11 protein-coding genes are annotated in these 14,007 nt (G+C 38.0%); 8 read left to right on the top strand and 3 right to left on the bottom strand.

From position 1 onward, the window contains the following. Positions 1-34 precede the first annotated feature (34 nt). Entirely contained in the window at positions 35-1,765 is a 1,731-nt protein-coding gene (locus ACVWYN_RS03835; protein ID WP_457287502.1) for an IPT/TIG domain-containing protein, read from the bottom strand. Positions 1,766-2,137: 372 nt separating this feature from the next. Between ACVWYN_RS03835 and ACVWYN_RS03830 the strand changes: the two genes are divergently transcribed. Next, positions 2,138-5,005, top strand: coding sequence for a M16 family metallopeptidase (locus ACVWYN_RS03830; protein ID WP_457287501.1), 2,868 nt, complete (start codon positions 2,138-2,140; stop codon positions 5,003-5,005). 283 nt (positions 5,006-5,288) lie between these two features. Here the strand turns inward: ACVWYN_RS03830 and ACVWYN_RS03825 are convergent, their stop codons facing one another. After that, positions 5,289-5,558 carry an isoleucyl-tRNA synthetase gene (locus tag ACVWYN_RS03825; RefSeq protein WP_457287500.1) on the bottom strand — a complete coding sequence of 90 codons (270 nt, stop codon included), beginning with the start codon at positions 5,556-5,558 and terminating at the stop codon, positions 5,289-5,291. Positions 5,559-5,676: 118 nt separating this feature from the next. Between ACVWYN_RS03825 and ileS the strand changes: the two genes are divergently transcribed. The 5 genes from ileS (at position 5,677) to ACVWYN_RS03800 (ending at position 11,281) form a co-directional block, all read left to right on the top strand. Further along, positions 5,677-9,069: an isoleucine--tRNA ligase gene (ileS, locus tag ACVWYN_RS03820; protein ID WP_457287499.1), complete on the top strand. Its 3,393-nt coding sequence runs from the start codon at positions 5,677-5,679 to the stop codon at positions 9,067-9,069. Positions 9,070-9,074: 5 nt separating this feature from the next. Next, on the top strand, positions 9,075-9,458 hold the full coding sequence (locus ACVWYN_RS03815) for a TraR/DksA family transcriptional regulator (RefSeq protein ID WP_457287498.1): 384 nt from the start codon (positions 9,075-9,077) through the stop codon (positions 9,456-9,458). Continuing rightward, positions 9,458-10,060 (top strand): lipoprotein signal peptidase, encoded by a 603-nt coding sequence (locus ACVWYN_RS03810; RefSeq protein WP_457287497.1) that lies wholly within the window; start codon positions 9,458-9,460, stop codon positions 10,058-10,060. Before ACVWYN_RS03815 ends, ACVWYN_RS03810 begins: the two co-directional genes overlap by 1 nt. A gap of 82 nt (positions 10,061-10,142) precedes the next feature. Next, positions 10,143-10,850: an SIMPL domain-containing protein gene (locus ACVWYN_RS03805; RefSeq protein ID WP_457287496.1), complete on the top strand. Its 708-nt coding sequence runs from the start codon at positions 10,143-10,145 to the stop codon at positions 10,848-10,850. 116 nt (positions 10,851-10,966) lie between these two features. Then, positions 10,967-11,281 (top strand): hypothetical protein, encoded by a 315-nt coding sequence (locus tag ACVWYN_RS03800; protein WP_457287495.1) that lies wholly within the window; start codon positions 10,967-10,969, stop codon positions 11,279-11,281. 67 nt (positions 11,282-11,348) lie between these two features. On the opposite strand, the gene serS is transcribed toward ACVWYN_RS03800, so the two are convergent. Next, positions 11,349-12,620: a serine--tRNA ligase gene (serS, locus tag ACVWYN_RS03795; RefSeq protein WP_457287494.1), complete on the bottom strand. Its 1,272-nt coding sequence runs from the start codon at positions 12,618-12,620 to the stop codon at positions 11,349-11,351. An 11-nt stretch (positions 12,621-12,631) separates the two neighbouring features. Here serS and rsmI point away from each other — a divergent pair, with 11 nt between their 5' ends. Beyond that, complete coding sequence (rsmI, locus tag ACVWYN_RS03790; protein ID WP_457287493.1) at positions 12,632-13,369, top strand: 16S rRNA (cytidine(1402)-2'-O)-methyltransferase; 738 nt, start codon at positions 12,632-12,634, stop codon at positions 13,367-13,369. Beyond that, on the top strand, positions 13,353-13,994 hold the full coding sequence (locus ACVWYN_RS03785) for a PH domain-containing protein (RefSeq protein ID WP_457287492.1): 642 nt from the start codon (positions 13,353-13,355) through the stop codon (positions 13,992-13,994). Before rsmI ends, ACVWYN_RS03785 begins: the two co-directional genes overlap by 17 nt. Positions 13,995-14,007: the final 13 nt, after the last annotated feature.

The following is a 14,007-nucleotide window of genomic DNA, read 5'->3' as shown; positions in this document are numbered from 1 at the left end:
GCAAAAGTACTTTTGCCAAAAGCGGCTCCCATTACTATGGCACAACTGTAATGGATAATCCAGTATCAAAAACCTGATTTTGCCAATCCAATTTTATACGATATATTCCTGGCGGGGTGTTATTGCCAAGTACTAGTGTAAGTTTAGTCGATGTTACTGCATTTACATAGGCATAATGACCAGCAAAATTAGCTGAAATCTGACCGCCATTATTGAGAAACCCTTCTCCGGTAATGGTAATCGTTGAGCCAGAAGTTGCAGTTAATGGAGAAACTGAATCAAATTTAGTTGGCAATACTTCAAAAGTTCCACCGGGTATTGGAACGTCTCCTGCATCAGTGATAACGGCTAGAGTGTAAGATTTAGCCGGCATACCCATATAAATCCCCCCTATAATTTCATTATCTGATACTCCGCTGAAAGACAACCCGCCATCAGAGTTATTAAACCTTACATTATAATAGGCACCTTTAGCAAACTTGCCGGTGATATGAATAATTGTTCCCGGAAGGCCTTTTTTAGGAAAAAACCCGGTGGCTTCAGGCTTAATAATGCTCAATTGTGTATTTGATTTAACGCTAAATGGACCATAAGCAATACTAACTGGATAATTGTTGCCTACTGCATATTTCGCATTATAGTCTAAAGGAAAAGTCAGTTTCCCTTCCTCATCCGCCATTACCCATTGTTGGAAGTTACCAACTTTTACAGAAAACTCATTAGCGCCCCTTTGTAAATACAAATAGTTATCCAATTGTATGGTAACCGTCTGCTGATCCAATGCCGGATTTGGACTGATAGATTTAATTAGAGGAGGAGTCAATATAAATTGCCATGGTAAAACAATTCGCGCGTTGCCCGTCATATAACTTAACGTAAGCTTATCGGTGTTCACCTGCGCTGGCACGCTAATATAAAAACTATCATCAAAGTCAGAGTTGCCAGTAACGACGGAGTTTGGTTCAAAATTTACATACAACGCCTCTTTCGTGGCCGGTAGATTGTCCCCTGTAAACCTGATCTTTGTATTGATTGGTCCTGATTTAGGGTTCATGTCTTTGATATTTGCCCAAATTCTAAAGGAATGGGAAATATCGGCAGTTACTCCTCCTACCGTAGCTTTAACTTCAACAGTTTGTCCGTGACCAGCGGGGATACCTGTTGGCAACTCAAGGGTAATTGAAGTTTCATTGATGGTCTTAATTACGGCTTGTGTACCACCAAAAGTAATTTTAATATCACTTGCTCTCAAACCTTTATAAGCTCCTACAAGCGTAATTAAATCCCCTGTTTTACCTTCATCAGGAAGAATGCTTTCAACAACTGTATTCTTAAAACGATTAGAAAATATGTCGCCATAATGTGTGCCATTTTTATCCGTCACGTAAGCCTTGACAACAAATAAGGCTTGAAGTCCATTTACTTCTGGAAAAGTTAAATTATTTAAAGTCGTCTTAAAAAAACCCGATACAATTTCAGATCCAAGAGAAACTTTGGTTCCTTTGGCAATTTCATCTTCTGCATTAAACCAGTAAATAAAGCCATGGTCGATAATCTTGCCGCTTCCGGGATTGATCACTTTACCACTTAATTCCACACCAATCGGACTAATAAATGTTAATTCTGAAGTTTCTACTGTTGCAGGAGGAATTTCAAGAGTTGCCTTTTCCTTTCCGCAACCGAATAAAAACAAAACTAATGATAAGATCAGAGCTGATTTAAAATGCTCACGACGAGTGATTGCCAAATATAATATAGTTCGCATTAATTTAAATTTAGTGGTCTAATATAAGCATTTCGATGTTTAAAGTATCTGCCAGCTTGAACTTAAATCCTTTCAATGCTACTTCTTGTTCCACGCCTAACTTGTGATAAATTCCTATAGGATATAAATCTGCAAAGTAGACTGTTAAAGGAATGTATCTTCCCGTCGGTATTGCCTTGTTAGAAGACGGTGCAATGTCACGCTATATTTCTTAACGCCGCTAACTTAAGTTAGGTCCGACTAAATGTAAGGACAACACTAGGAGATACAGATGGAGATGGTCACCTGGAAGAACTTTATTCATTAAATCACGCTCCTTTGACAACTTAATCAGGATAATAGATTAATTTTATGCCAATTAACTTATTTCAAATGAAAATTATACAAAGCAAGGCCATTTGCGCAATCACCTGCTGTTTATTAATAGGCAATTCGGTTGAAGCCCAACAAAAAAAGACTATTGTAGCAAAAAAAGCTCCTGTAGCATCACAAAAAAATGGATCTGCTGTAATCCCTAAAGATCCAAGCATACGAATAGGTAGATTACCTAATGGACTTACTTATTATATCAGGAAAAATGTAGAGCCAAAGAACAGAGCAGAACTTTATCTGGTAAATAAAATTGGATCGCTAATGGAGGAAGACAATCAGCAGGGCTTGGCTCACTTTACCGAACACATGGCCTTTAATGGTACTAAAGATTTTCCTAAAAATGAAATGATCAACTACCTTCAAAAGGCAGGGGTACGTTTTGGAGCAGACTTAAATGCATATACTGGTTTTAACGAAACCGTATATCAATTACCCATTCCAACAGATAGTTCCGCTTTATTCAAATCTGGTTTTAAAATTTTAGCCAATTGGGCAGGAAAAGTATTGATGGAAGGCGACGAAATTGATAAAGAGCGTGGTGTAATTATAGAAGAAGATCGTCAAAGAGGAAAAAATGCCCAAGAGCGGATAAGCAAGCAACTGCTCCCACTTCTACTGAAAGGTTCTCGTTATGAAAAGCGGATCCCAATTGGAAAAATAGATATTTTGCAGAGCTTTACTTATGATAAAATAAAGAACTTTTACGCAGATTGGTACAGGCCAAACCTGCAGTCTGTAATTGCCGTTGGTGATTTTGATGTAAACAGCGTTGAACAGTTGATTAAAGAAAATTTTGCTCCTCTAAAAAACCCTTCTAGTCCTAAACCACGACTGAAATACGATCTTCCTGACAACAAAGAGCCTTTGATAAAAATTATCACAGACCCGGAGCAGCAATATAACATCGCAACTGTATTTTACAAACAACGTGGCAAAATAACGACCACAGTGGCCGATTATAAAAAGGAACTCATCATGTCAATGATCAACAGTATGATTGGCGCAAGGTTTCAGGAGATTCTACAAAAAGGAAATGCGCCCTTTGTATATGCACAAAGTTCATATTCGGCATATCAGGGTGGTTTGGTTTCTGGCATTAATGCTTACCAGACCGTAGCAGTAGCAAGCTCTGGTGCTACATTAGAAAAAGCACTTACTGCCGCACTTACAGAAAATGAGCGGATGAGCAAATATGGATTTGTAGCTTCTGAATTAGATGTTGCCAAAAAGAACATTCTTGCAGGAAACGAAAAACAACACCTGGAAAAAGACAAAACAGCCTCTATTAAATTTGTACAGGAATATCAAAATAACTTTCTAAGTGGAGCTGCAATACCTTCTATGGATTGGGATTATGCAGAGACCAAAAACATATTGGCAAATACTACCTTGACTGAAGTTAATGCTTTAGCTAAAACATTGATAACTAAAGAGAATCAAATTATACTTGTACAGGCACCAGAAAAAGAGAAAGCAAGTTTACCAACAGAAGCACAACTTGTTAATGCGGTAAAAACCGCAGGAAATGGAATAACTGCTTATGTGGACGATGCTGTTAATAAGCCATTGATCGCCACAAAGCCTACGGCAGGTAAAATTGTTAGTGTAAATAAGATTGATGCAATTGACGCTACGGAACTCACTTTAAGCAACGGTATTAGAGTGGTGTTAAAACAGACTACATTTAAAAATGACCAGGTATTATTCAGCTCATTTTCTAAAGGAGGATTCTCTTTGGCAAGTGATGTAGACTTTAATTCTGCAGAAGAGGCAGGTATCATTTCTCAAAGTGGAGTTGGAGAGTTCAGCCCTAGTCAGCTCAACAAAATTCTTGCTGGCAATACAGCCCGGGTTGGATCTTATATTGATGACCTTTACCAAGGTTATGGCGGAAGTGCGTCTCCAAAAGATATGGAGTCTGCTTTTCAACTTGTTTACGCCTATGCTACTACTCCCCGCAAGGATGTTGACATATTTAATAAGAACATTTCAGACAGCAGGGTAGTAATTGCTAATAAAAACGCCAATCCAAATGCAGTTTTCTCTGACACCATCCAATCTGTACTTTCTTCTTACAATAAGCGATCGTTACCAACTACGCTTGCTGATTTGGATAAAATCTCGCTAGATAAAGCTTTTGATTTTTACAAAGACAGGTTTGCGGACAATAGCGAACAAGTGTTCGTAATCATTGGTGCATTCGATATGGCGAAGATCAAACCCTTAATTGAAACTTATTTAGCAAGCTTACCTTCACTAGGTAAAAAGCAAAACTTTGTAGATAACGGAATCAGACCTCCAAAAGGAAAGATAGTAAAAACAGTTTATAAAGGATTGGAGGATAAAGCTGCCGTACAATTATACCTTCACGGCGACTATGTTTACAACATGGACAACAACATCCAGCTTGATGCTGTTAAAGCTGCTTTAGAAATAAAAATATTAGAGCGTCTGCGTGAAAAAGAAAGTGGTGTTTATAGTCCGAACGTTGGCTTAAGTCTGGAAAAATATCCAAACTCACATTATTATATTACAATTTCATTTAGTTGCGCAACAGCAAATGTAGAGAAATTGATAGCTGCTGCACTTGACGAAGTTAGTAAGATCAAAATGAGTGGTGCATCTGCAGATGATATTGGTAAGTTTAAGTCTGAAGAACTCCGTCAATATGAACTTAGCCTTCGTGATAATGGATACTGGTTGGGATATATTTCAAATCGTATTAAATATGGAGATGATTTAGGACAGAACAAAGCTTACGTACAAAAAGTAAATGCAGTAACTGTGGAAAGTAGTAAGGCAGCAGCCCAACAATATCTAAGTGAAGACAATTACATTAGATTTGTACTGTTACCTGAAAAGAAGTAAAAAACATTAACCGGAGGCTACCTTAATTGGTGGCCTCTTTTTTTTATAAAATTTTATTCTGCCATATCTGCCTTCGGCCTGGGTAGTACCTGGCTTCGGTACGGCTTCGTACGTCGGTTATCTATTCGATATCCGTTGGCTATCCGTTCGTTATCCTTGGTATATCCAAAATACCTATAAACAACCATTCATATTCCTTTAACGGACATAAAATATACGAAGCCAGAACGGAATTGAAACCTTACGAGAAGCTTAAGAGTCTAAATCGTTAACTGCATAGGTGCTACAATGAGGAAACAGCCGTTTGTTCGTCCTCTTCCATTAATTCCTTTTTTTCAGGATCTAATTCGACTTTACCTTTTTTATCCTTCTTAGCAAACAGGATGGGATAAATTAGCATCAAAGAACCGGCAATAAACAATAATCCAGCTGCAGTAAGCACATACGAACTGTATTCATTCTTTTGATCAGACAATATTTTATAAGCAATTAGTGCAAATACACCCAACACGAATGCGATTAATGCTTTTTGAAGTTTCAAGATACGTATCATGTGAAGATATTATAGTACAACACATTGATGTAAACAAAAATCAAACCACAATATCTCCTTCAATTTCTCGATCAAAAACGCTAACTTTGCATCCTTAATTTTTGAGGATACTTGATTGATGTATAGGGAATTTAAACAATTAGAACTAGCTAAAATAGGGGAAGAGATACTTGATTTTTGGAAGAAGAAAAACATCTTTGAGAAAAGTATTTCCAGCAGGCCAAAAGCAAACCCATTCACTTTTTATGAGGGCCCACCTTCTGCCAATGGCATGCCGGGTATTCATCACGTGATGGGCCGTGCTATTAAAGATATTTTTTGCAGGTACAAAACCCTAAAAGGCTTCCAGGTAAAACGTAAAGGTGGATGGGATACTCATGGATTACCCATAGAACTTGCAGTTGAAAAAAAATTAGGTATTACAAAAGAGGATATTGGAAAGAAAATCTCTGTTGAGGAGTATAATACTGCCTGCAGGGAAGAGGTAATGAAGTATACAGATGTATGGAATGACCTTACTGAAAAAATGGGTTATTGGGTTGATCTTGAAAACCCATACATCACTTATGAAAACAACTACATAGAATCACTTTGGTGGATTTTAAAGTCCTTCTATAATAAAGGATTGTTGTACAAAGGCTACACGGTACAACCCTATTCTCCCGCAGCTGGAACTGGCTTAAGTTCTCATGAGCTAAATCAGCCCGGAACTTATAAAATGCTAAAGGACACTTCAATTACAGCTCAGTTCTTTATCAAAAAAGATCAGGAACATCCATTATTAAAGGTGCTTTTTGCTAATGAGCAGGAAGAAACTGCCATGATTGCCTGGACAACTACACCGTGGACATTGCCATCAAATGGCGCACTGGCTGTTGGTGAGAAAATCCGGTATGTAAAAGTTAAAACATTTAATCAATACACCTACTTACCAGTAAGTGTATTAATGGCAAAAGATCTGGTAAGCAAGCATTTCAAAAGTGAGGCTAAAGATCTTTCCTTTGAAGATTACAAAGGCGGAGACAAACTCATACCCTGGAGCATAACAGATGAATTTTCCGGAAAAGATTTGGTTGGCTTGCGCTATCATCAATTGTTGCCGTATGTAACGAATGTTGATTTGGAAGAAAATGCCTTTCGGGTAATTCCAGCCGATTATGTGACTACTGAAGATGGTACTGGAATAGTACATATTGCTTCTGTTTTTGGAGCAGACGATTTTAGGGTAGCTAAAGAAAGTGGTGTTCCGGCAGTAATGATCAAAGACGATCAGGGCAATGAGCTTCCTTTGGTTAACAAACAAGGCAAGTTTGTAGATGAGGTAACAGACTTTGCAGGGAAATATGTTAAAGAAGAATACTATAGTGATGAAATACGTAAAGGTGAGGACTTTAAGCCGACTGACGTACTAATTGCCATCAAATTAAAGGAAGATAATAAAGCTTTCGACGTTAAAAAATATGAACACAGTTATCCGCATTGCTGGAGAACTGATAAGCCAATTTTATATTATCCATTGGACAGCTGGTTTATTAAGACTACTGCCGTAAAGGAAAAGCTGGTAGCCCTTAATAAAACAATCAACTGGAAACCTGAATCTACCGGAACGGGAAGATTTGGAAACTGGCTGGAAAATCTGGTTGACTGGAACCTTTCGCGTTCCAGGTATTGGGGTACTCCCCTACCGATCTGGCGCACTGCAGATGGCTTGGAAGAAAAATGTATCGGTTCTATTGCAGAATTGAATACAGAAATCTCGAAATCCATTGAAGCTGGCTTTATGGAAACTGGTTTTGAATTGAAAGATATGCACCGCCCTTATGTAGATGATGTAATATTGGTATCAGATAAAGGCGAAAAGATGATCAGGGAACTGGACCTGATAGACGTATGGTTTGATAGTGGTGCGATGCCTTATGCGCAATGGCATTTCCCTTTTGAAAACAAGGAAGAATTTGAGCATTCATACCCCGCAGATTTTATCGCCGAAGGTGTAGATCAAACCCGCGGATGGTTCTTTACCCTTCATGCTATCGCTGTAATGTTAAGTGAAAGCAGTGATGAAATTAAAGCGGTAAATGAACGGGTAGGCAATGGTGGGGTGGCATTTAAAAATGTAGTATCAAACGGCCTTGTTCTTGACAAGAATGGCAATAAAATGTCAAAGCGCTTAGGTAATGGCGTAGATCCTTTCTCAACGATAGATACTTACAGTGCAGATGCTACAAGGTGGTATATGATCAGTAATGCATCACCATGGGATAACCTAAAGTTTAACATGGATGGGCTTGATGAAGTACGACGCAAGTTTTTTGGAACACTATATAATACTTATGCTTTCTTTGCGCTCTATGCCAATATTGATAAATTTTCTATAGATGAGCTTAATTTTACTCCTGTTTCAGAAAGAACGGAACTAGACAGGTGGATCTTATCGCTATTGCAAACGTTAATTACTGAAGTTGATGAAAGCTATAACGCTTATGAGCCCACAAAAGCAGCTAGAGCAATTCAAACTTTCGTGGATGAACACTTAAGCAACTGGTACATCCGCTTATCGCGTCGCCGTTTTTGGAAAGGCGAGATGACCGCTGATAAAAAAGCAGCGTACGAAACACTACATACCTGCTTGATGAGCATCGCTCAATTAATGTCGCCTGTAGCTCCATTTTTTGCTGACTGGCTATTCTTGAACCTTACTGAAGATGATGTTAATAAACTTGAATCTGTTCATTTAACTATTTTAAAGGACGCAGACAATACGCTTATTGACAAGGAACTGAATGAGAGGATGCATCTGGCACAGGATATTTCCTCAATGGTATTGTCGCTCCGTAAAAAAACCAGCATCAATGTTCGCCAGCCACTGGCTAAGATATTAATACCTGTATTGGATAACAAGTTTGCAGATCGGATTGAACTTGTAAAAGACTTGATCTTGTCTGAAACCAATATCAAGTCCATTGAGTATATTACTGACACCGCGGGCTTTATTACCAAAAAAATCAAACCTAATTTTAAAGCACTTGGCCCAAAAGTTGGAAAAGACATGAAAACAGTGGCTGCGGTAATTACTGAATTATCGCAGGAACAACTTGCCCATTTTGAAGCAGAAGGTCAATATAAGATTCCGGGAACTACATACATAATTGACCTCAGTGATGTGGAGATTACGGCAGAGGATATTCCAGGCTGGCAGGTAACCAATATGGGGAAACTTACTGTTGCCCTTGACGTGACGATTACAGAGGAATTGAAACAGGAAGGTCTGTCGAGAGAGCTGATCAACAGGATTCAAAACCTTCGAAAAGAACTGAATTTTGAAGTGACGGACAGGATTAGTGTTGGTTTACAGAAGCATAACTTAATTACTGAAGCAGTAGCACAAAATAAAGCCTACATTTGCTCCGAAATTTTAGCGGACAAGATTGAATTAGAAGACATCATAGATAACGGAAACAAAATAGTGATCGATAATGTTGAACTACAAATATCGGTTTCAAAACAATAAATAACATGGAAAAATCTACAAAAACAAGGTATTCTGACAGTGAATTACAAGAATTCAAAGAGCTGATCCAAGGAAAATTACGTATGGCTAGAGAAGAGTTTCTTAATTTGACAAACTCCCTGAGCAGCCCTAATTCTAACGGGACAGAAGATACCTCAGGTACATACAAAACACTTGAGGACGGTTCTGCTACATTGGAAAAAGAACAGCTAAACCAATTGGCTGCACGTCAGAAAAAGTTTATTGAAAGTTTAGAGGCTGCTTTAGTCCGCATAGAAAATAAAACCTACGGCATCTGCAGGGAAACCGGCAAGCTAATTCAGAAGGAACGTTTACGCGCTGTACCACATGCTACTTTGAGTATGGAAGCAAAACTGAAGCAGTCATAATGAAGGGATATACTAAACCTTTATTGATTATATTTCTGGTATTGTTGGCAGATCAGGTTTTAAAGACCTGGATTAAAACTAATATGTACATTGGACAGGAATTTAAGATCATTGGTAACTGGTTCATTATCCATTTTACGGAAAACAATGGCATGGCCTTCGGACTGGAATTCGGTGGTGAATTTGGCAAACTTGCATTATCGCTATTTAGAATAATTGCTGTTGCTGGAATTGGCTATGGGTTGCACTACCTAATCCAAAAAAAGTATCATCGTGGGCTGATATTGAACGTAGCACTGATTTTTGCCGGTGCGCTTGGTAACATCATAGACTCTGTAGTTTATGGAAAGATTTACGGGTATGCAGAATTCTTTCACGGCAGGGTTGTAGATATGTTCTACTTTCCAATTTTGGATGGGCATTTCCCTATTTGGTTACCAATATGGGGTGGAGAAGAGTTTGTATTTTTTAGACCTGTATTTAATGTAGCCGATGCTGCAATATCTGCGGGGGTAATTATTATTTTAATCTTTCAGAAGTCGTATTTCAAAGAAGATGTAAAGGAAGAAATAGGATCTAATAATGAGATAGTTGAAGAATAATTCTAAACAATATTAAATTTATTTGTGGAATTGGTATGATAATTACATCTACCTATCAAACACAAATGAAAATTTAAACATTATGAAGAAGTTATTAATTTTTGCCTTCGTTGCTTTAATAAGCGTAAGCGCGGTGGCTCAACAAGTAGATCTTAGAAAAAAAATAAGTGTAAGTGGTACATCTGAAATGGAAGTTACCCCCGATATTATTTACTTAAGCATTTCATTAAAAGAATACCTTAAAGACAATAACAGCAAAAAGAAAGTAGACATAACTACGCTTGAAAATCAATTGTTTTCAGCTGTTCAGAAGGCTGGATTAGATAAAGAAAATCTAACAATAAACAACCTTTCAAGTTATAATTATGCAACTGAAAAAAAGCGAAACCCTGATTTTCTTACCAGCAAGCAGTATCGCCTAAAGGTTACTGATTTGAACAAATGGAATGAAATTATAGGTGCAGTAGACGCTAAAGGTATTGCCTATACCAATGTGGAAAGCTATGACTATTCAAAAATTGAAATATTGAAAAAAGAGCTTAAAATTAAAGCCCTACAGGCTGCCAAAGTTAAGGCCGCTTATCTGGTAGAAGCACTTGGCGACAAGCTTGGAAGCGTAATAGATATCCAGGAAGTTAATAATGAACAATATCCTCAACCAATGTATCGTACCAACGTAATGATGATGAAAGCCGAAAGTTCTGATATGGCTGGAGCTCCTGCACCAGAAATCGATTTCAAAAAGATTAAGCTAAGCTACATTATGAATACTGTTTTTGAGATCAAGTAATCTTTATTGACTTAAACAGTATACAGTTTTTTTCATAAAATCTTTTGAAAGCCTATCAAATCACTTTGGTAGGCTTTTTGATTATATCATATTGTATCACTAAAACCAAAAATATTATGAAAAGATTAATTTACTCATTAGTGCTGATTTTTACATTAGCAATTAGCGCAAACACAGTATCTGCAGCTGAGAAAAAAGAGAATGCAAAAACTGAAATGACTGCTGATCAACAAATCCAATTACAAAGGATTACAAACCGCGTTGAAGAGATCAAAGCAATGGACAAATCTAATTTGACCAAAGCGGAAAGAAAAGATTTACGTAATGAGCTTAAAGACATGAAGAAACAAGCACGCGCTATGAACGGTGGTGTTTATCTTTCAGTAGGTGCTATCATTATCATCATATTGTTATTGATCCTTATCTTATAATAAAAGATCTTTCATCACTTTTAAATAAAAAAGGCTTCCTTACGGAAGCCTTTTTTATTTAAAAGAATTAGCTGATGTAATCGAACCCTGTATATTTTACCAATGCTTCAGGAATCTTGATCCCTTTATCTGTTTGATTGTTTTCAAGTATAGAGGCGACTATTCTCGGCAAAGCCAAAGCACTGCCATTCAATGTATGCGCTAACTGAGTTTTGCCTGTAGAACCCTTAAATCTCAGCTTAAGTCTGTTACTTTGATAGGTTTCGAAATTTGAAACTGAAGATACCTCAAGCCAGCGCTGTTGTGCCGCACTCCAAACCTCCATATCATAAGTCATGGCCGATGTAAACCCCATATCTCCACCGCACAAACGCAAGACGCGATAATGAAGCCCAAGCTGTTGCAATAGCGATTGAACATAACTGCTCATTTCTTCTAACACCTCATAAGATTTGTCTGGATGTACTACCTGAACAACTTCCACTTTATCAAATTGATGAAGTCGGTTCAGCCCGCGCACATGGGCTCCATAAGACCCCGCTTCTCTGCGGAAACATGGAGTATATGCAGTGTTCTTTACTGGAAGCTCCTCTTCTTTAAGAATCACATCCCTGTATAAATTAGTTACAGGGACTTCTGCTGTAGGGATAAGAAACAGGTTATCTACCCCCGCATGATACATTTGCCCTTCCTTATCAGGAAGCTGACCTGTACCAAAACCTGATGCCTCATTTACCAAAAGTGGCACCTGCATTTCTCTATAGCCTTGCTCTGTTGCACGATCAAGAAAAAAATTAATTAAAGCCCGCTGCAACTTGGCTCCTTTTCCCTTATACACAGGAAAACCAGCGCCGGTTATCTTAACACCAAGTTCAAAGTCAATAATGTCATATTTAGCAGCTAACTCCCAGTGCGGCAAAGCATTTTCAGATAAAAATGCAGGATCCCCTTGCACCAGAACAGTTTCATTTTCTTCTGGTGTACTTCCAGTTTTCACTAAATGATGAGGAAGATTCGGAAGTTGAACAATCAGGTTATGCAATTTAACCTCTGCAGCAGCCAGTTGATCAGACAATTTTTTATGCTGATCTTTATTTGCAGCAGTTTGCCCTTTCAACACCTCAGCCTCTTCCTTTTTACCGTTGCGCATCAAATCGCCTATTTGCTTGGCAGCAGAATTGGCAATAGCAGAAAGGTTATCCAGCGAAGTTTGAACTTGTCTGCGTTCTTCATCAGTATTGATAATTTCGTCAACCAGTTCAGGTTGTTTGAAATTGCGTACGCTTAATCGTTCTAAAACTTTCTCTCTATTTTCGCGGATATAATTAACTTGCAGCATTATTTGATATTTTGAACAAAGATAATAAGAGTTACGTGTTATTAGGCAAACTATTTCTTGTTCCAACCCCAATTGGAAACCTCGAAGACATGACCTTTAGGGCCATAAGGATTCTTAAAGAAGCAGATATTATTCTTGCTGAAGATACAAGAACAAGTGCGCCAATGCTTAAGCATTTTGGTATAGACAAGAAAGCATATTCGCATCACCAGCATAACGAACACCAGGCAACTTCTGAAATTGTAAGGTTTTTAAAAGAAGGAAAAAATGTTGCTTTGATCTCTGACGCTGGCACGCCGGCCATTTCAGACCCTGGCTTTTTCCTGGTTAGAGAAGTTATAAAAAACGACATCCAAGTAGAGTGCCTTCCCGGGGCAACAGCATTCGTTCCAGCACTTGTCAATTCAGGTTTACCTTCTGACTCCTTTGTGTTTGAAGGGTTTCTTCCAGTAAAAAAGGGAAGGCAAACTAGATTCAAAAAGCTAGCTGAGGAAGACAGAACTATTGTTCTTTACGAAAGTCCGCACCGCCTATTGAAAACATTAGAAGAATTTGCTCAATATCTTGGCGAAGACCGCCAAGCGTCAGTAAGTAGGGAGCTGACCAAGTTATATGAAGAAACGATTAGGGGAACGCTGTTAGAAATTAAATCACATTACGAAAACAATATATTAAAGGGAGAATTCGTAATTTGTATTGCAGGGGCCGAAACTAAAAAAGAAAAACGAAAAAATGATACTGATAGATAGATTTTTAAGCGATGAGCAAGACCCTAAAGCAGTTGAACGGGTACTGAGTAAGTTGAACGATATGTTGACCAGCAATGAGGAACTTATTTATATGGCCGTGCAAAAGAAACCAGCCGTTAATCTTTTGCCAGATTGTATTGCAGTAAGTAACAAACGTATTTTCTATTGTGAACCGGGTAATTTTGGAATCACCATGAATTTCAAAGATATCTCCTGGAAAAGCATTAAAGAAGTTTCCTTTAAAGAGGAGTTCTTTGGGTCTAAATTTATTTGCGTTCCTCAACATGGCGAGAATATCATAACAGAATACATACCTAAAGTACAGGCCAGAAAACTTTATCAAGCTGCCTATGAACAATTGGAAAACTTTAAAGAGCAAATTCATCAAAGTGATTTGGAAGAAAAGCGCTCCAGTCCATCTCCGGTAACCGTTAACGCAGTTGTTGAAGAGCCAGCACCTGTAAAAGAGCCAGAAGTTATTCCTATTTCTGCATTTGTTCCTCAAGAAGAACCTGAAGATGAAACAACGCTAAAACTTAGGAAATTGAAAACTTTGTATGATAAACAGCTAATCACTCAAGAAGAATATGAAGCTAAAAAGGCAAATATTCTCGATGCATTATAATCCTAAGCGAGCA

The sequence above is a fragment of the Pedobacter sp. UYP24 genome, assembly GCF_054057295.1.
Note: the sequence above shows the minus strand (reverse complement) of the source record. Positions and strands in the feature narration are given on the sequence as shown.